5 protein-coding genes and 2 pseudogenes are annotated in these 3,211 nt (G+C 52.3%); 3 read left to right on the plus strand and 4 right to left on the minus strand.

Annotation, left to right across the window (positions count from 1 at the left end; all coding sequences use genetic code 11):
* Window positions 1-30 precede the first annotated feature (30 nt).
* Window positions 31-141, minus strand: a pseudogene (locus C480_RS22405) (transcriptional regulator); the annotation flags it as partial.
* A gap of 627 nt (window positions 142-768) precedes the next feature.
* Between C480_RS22405 and C480_RS17900 the strand changes: the two are divergent.
* The 3 genes from C480_RS17900 (at window position 769) to C480_RS17910 (ending at window position 1,995) form a co-directional block, all read left to right on the plus strand.
* Window positions 769-1,260, plus strand: coding sequence for an IS5/IS1182 family transposase (locus C480_RS17900; RefSeq protein WP_006667035.1), 492 nt, complete (start codon window positions 769-771; stop codon window positions 1,258-1,260).
* Window positions 1,261-1,455: 195 nt separating this feature from the next.
* Window positions 1,456-1,791 (plus strand): hypothetical protein, encoded by a 336-nt coding sequence (locus C480_RS17905; RefSeq protein WP_006667036.1) that lies wholly within the window; start codon window positions 1,456-1,458, stop codon window positions 1,789-1,791.
* A complete protein-coding gene (locus tag C480_RS17910; RefSeq protein WP_006667037.1) occupies window positions 1,792-1,995 on the plus strand; it encodes a helix-turn-helix transcriptional regulator in 204 nt (67 codons plus the stop codon). It abuts the gene before it with no gap.
* A 249-nt stretch (window positions 1,996-2,244) separates the two neighbouring features.
* On the opposite strand, the gene C480_RS24090 is transcribed toward C480_RS17910, so the two are convergent.
* The 3 genes and pseudogenes from C480_RS24090 to C480_RS23155 form a co-directional block, all read right to left on the minus strand.
* On the minus strand, window positions 2,245-2,610 hold the full coding sequence (locus C480_RS24090) for a hypothetical protein (RefSeq protein WP_006667038.1): 366 nt from the start codon (window positions 2,608-2,610) through the stop codon (window positions 2,245-2,247).
* A gap of 21 nt (window positions 2,611-2,631) precedes the next feature.
* Window positions 2,632-2,838, minus strand: coding sequence for a hypothetical protein (locus C480_RS24095; RefSeq protein ID WP_006667039.1), 207 nt, complete (start codon window positions 2,836-2,838; stop codon window positions 2,632-2,634).
* 292 nt (window positions 2,839-3,130) lie between these two features.
* A pseudogene (locus C480_RS23155) lies at window positions 3,131-3,211 on the minus strand (IS6 family transposase); the annotation flags it as partial.

Genomic DNA, 3,211 nt, shown 5'->3' on the forward strand with positions numbered 1-3,211 from the left:
GCCCGCTCAGAGATGTGTATAAGAGACAGCGCTGAGGGTTTTGGCGGACATCGGTTTGGTACTCGTTGCAGTGAGGATTGCCCGCGCGTACTCATCGTCGAGGAGCGCAAAGACCTTGTTCGGAGAGCAGTCCTCACTCACGTGTATCGGTCTTTTTGGAGTGAGGTAAAATACGTATTCGATTTTCTGGGCTGGAAAAACGGCGACCACCTATACGGATATCTCACGCATTGAGTGAATTGTCGCTCATCAGGTCCGCTGATCACGGCCCTCCAAGCCTCTCGAACAGTTATCTGTATATAGCGTGGATGGTCGTGTCTCTCATCGATAACATGACGAGTATCCGTTTGTACAGTGGTTGGTAATTTGGTTCCTTTATTCAAAACAAGGTCTGAATTGAATCGTTCAATTTAGCAAGTACACGTGCGTGTGTATCACTCGTCCCGCGTGACGTAGCGATTATGTAGCGACTACGGAATATCAAGCACTATCACCAGCACAACCGCAACTCCGAGTCCCGTAAAGAAATCATCAGTAAGACGAAGCGCAATAAAGATAGCAACGATACTCACAACGAGCCTCGTCACTCGGCTCAGATTCAAACCGAGGAGGGCGGACTGCATCGTGGACATTACTGAGTCACTCAACTGGATAGTGAATGTATTCTGGAGAAATACGCTAGTGAGCGGCAGTTTCGACCTGATATACGTCTGATCGGCTCTTTTGGAATCCTCAGAGAGTTACAGGTTCGACCAGTAGTGTGACCGAATGCAGGCACTTCCGAAGTCGCGGTTGCTCCGATTTGTTGAGCAAGCGATTCACTTGGCCCGACGAGCTGTCGCTCGCTACTCCTCGAAGTTCTCGAAACGGCGGTACACACTCCTCCAGTACATCGTCTTGCTTTGTCTCAAGGTGCGGAAAAACACGACTAGAAAGCATGACTCACAGATCGCACCGTCGCTCATCAAGCGAAATACCGACGAAGTGGTGAATCTCCTCAAAGATAAGGGGTATGATGACCAGAAGAGTCGCACGCTAGCCCGTGAAGAAGATGTTCGTCCGCTCATCAAGCACCGAGAGTTTTCGTCTCTGCATAAGGCGTGGAACGCTCGGCTGGATGACGACCTCTATGGACAGCGTAGTCAGAACGAGACGGTGAACTCCTGTCTCAAACCCAAGTACGGTTCATTCGTCCGCTCCCGACACTGGTGGAAGCAATTCGAGAAATCCCTCACGCACAACTTAGACCGGAGTCTTTGATTGATTCTTGAGTCGGACGGTACTTGATTACGGAGCTCACAGTGGATTATGGACCAGTAAAGTTATACCGACAAAGAGTAAAAGTGTATTTATACAGTATCCCTAGACGATGAAACAAATGATACAATCGGTGTCCTCCGTCTCGGCTTCGTCGCCCTTCTTGCACCGGTGTGGCTACTCGGTGGAGCCGCACTTGTGTGGTTTGGAGAGACTCTCCTTGGGATCGGATCAATTGTCATCGGCCTCATAATGATAGGCGGTGGCTATCGACTCTACCGCGCGATTGAGCGGCCAGATGTCGTCGGCGATGAACGCCAGAAAGAGGCGCAGTACCGCGCAGGGTTTAACGCATTCTGGTCAATGGTACTCATACCATCACTGTATGTTGCGTTCGCCATGTTCCTCCCCGAAGTCATCACCGATCAAATCACACAATGGGGAGGATTCGAGCTTGTGTGGCCAGTTAGCCTCACCTGCGGTTTTGTAGTTTATCTCGGATCATTAGCGTATTATCGCTTCTATGGGCTATAGATGTCAGTCAAAAATGAACTGAAAGTCTACCGTGCGAAGCACGATCTCACGCAAGAGGAGCTAGCTATTGAGATGGGCGTTTCCCATCAGACAATTAATGCTATTGAGACAGGTAAGTACAACCCGAGTTTAGAATTGGACCTGAAACTCGTTGATTACTTTAATTTCCCAATTGAAGAAATATTTTGGCTGACCGACCGCTGAGAACGCGTAACTGTGCAGCGGCTGATCTGATTACCTACTCCGAATGTTGTCGCTCAAATAGGATTTCAACAGAGCCGTCTGCTCTATACTGACTATGAATTTCACAAGATATTCTGAATAAAGAAACCATGCTACTATCTACTGTTCAGATAAACGTGGCTCATCTGACCAGTGGTCGCTTGTCGAGGCATCTCGGGTATCGGAGACGTACCGAGTCGTACCGCTTGACAACAATGTAGCTCTGCACCGTCAGTGCCTCGTCCCGGTACCGTTTAGCAACCACCCGCTGCGGAATCCGTCGGAGCCCAAACCGACGGTCCGACACCACTCGATGTCCATGCCCGTCGTCCCGACGCGATCACGTATCGACACCGTGTACGTCGCCCACGGCTGACCGTCGGCCGTCACAACCAGCTCGAAGTCATCAGCGGGCAGAAATGGGCGAATCTCGGTAGTCATGGTCTCCGACCGCAGTCCGAACAGGTACGAGACCTCGTAGCTCCCGCCGTCCTCGGTCGGCCGGACAGTATCAGCGAGTCCCCACTGGAAAGCGAGCACCGGCGGGCTCATGCTCTCGAAGTCGGCCCGCACCGCATCGGGGGCGGTGTCAGTCACCAGTTCGACGCGTCCGTTATATCAGAACACTGGGAATCGAACCAACACGAGGACGGCTACCGCCACGAGTAGTGCCTGAACAAGTGGCAGGACGAAAATCGCGGCCGCACCGACAACGCCGGCAAGACCTGCCATGGCATAGCTGACCGGTCGTTCGATGCGCTGGTATCGCTGTGCGACGGTGGCTGCCTCCGATGGGATATCGACGCTGTCGCGGGTGGAGAGCATAGACGAATGCGGTATGACCGCGGAGGTGATGTAATGGTCCCGATCTTATGGTAAAAGAGCGCTTCCTCAAGCAGGGGAGTCGTCAATATCATTATGATTGGGGTTATGACACGGGCATATGCGTAAGCTGGAGTCGATAGTAGCGCGGTCAGCATCGATATGGTAGCAAGTGCCACTGCACTGTTCGGCCCGAGGAAACCGAGACACGCCCCGGGGATGGCGAGATTGATCGCCTCGACCGAGGTCGTCGAACTGCATCGTTTCGTCAGGCCGGTGTTTCGACCGGCACTGTCTAGTTTAGCACCTCGTCAGCTGGCGTTCGATTATCAAGCGATTGATGCGGTCTGAGGCGGTTGTAGTAATGCGCAAATAA

It is taken from the genome of Natrialba aegyptia DSM 13077, from assembly GCF_000337535.1.
GTDB lineage: Archaea > Halobacteriota > Halobacteria > Halobacteriales > Natrialbaceae > Natrialba > Natrialba aegyptia.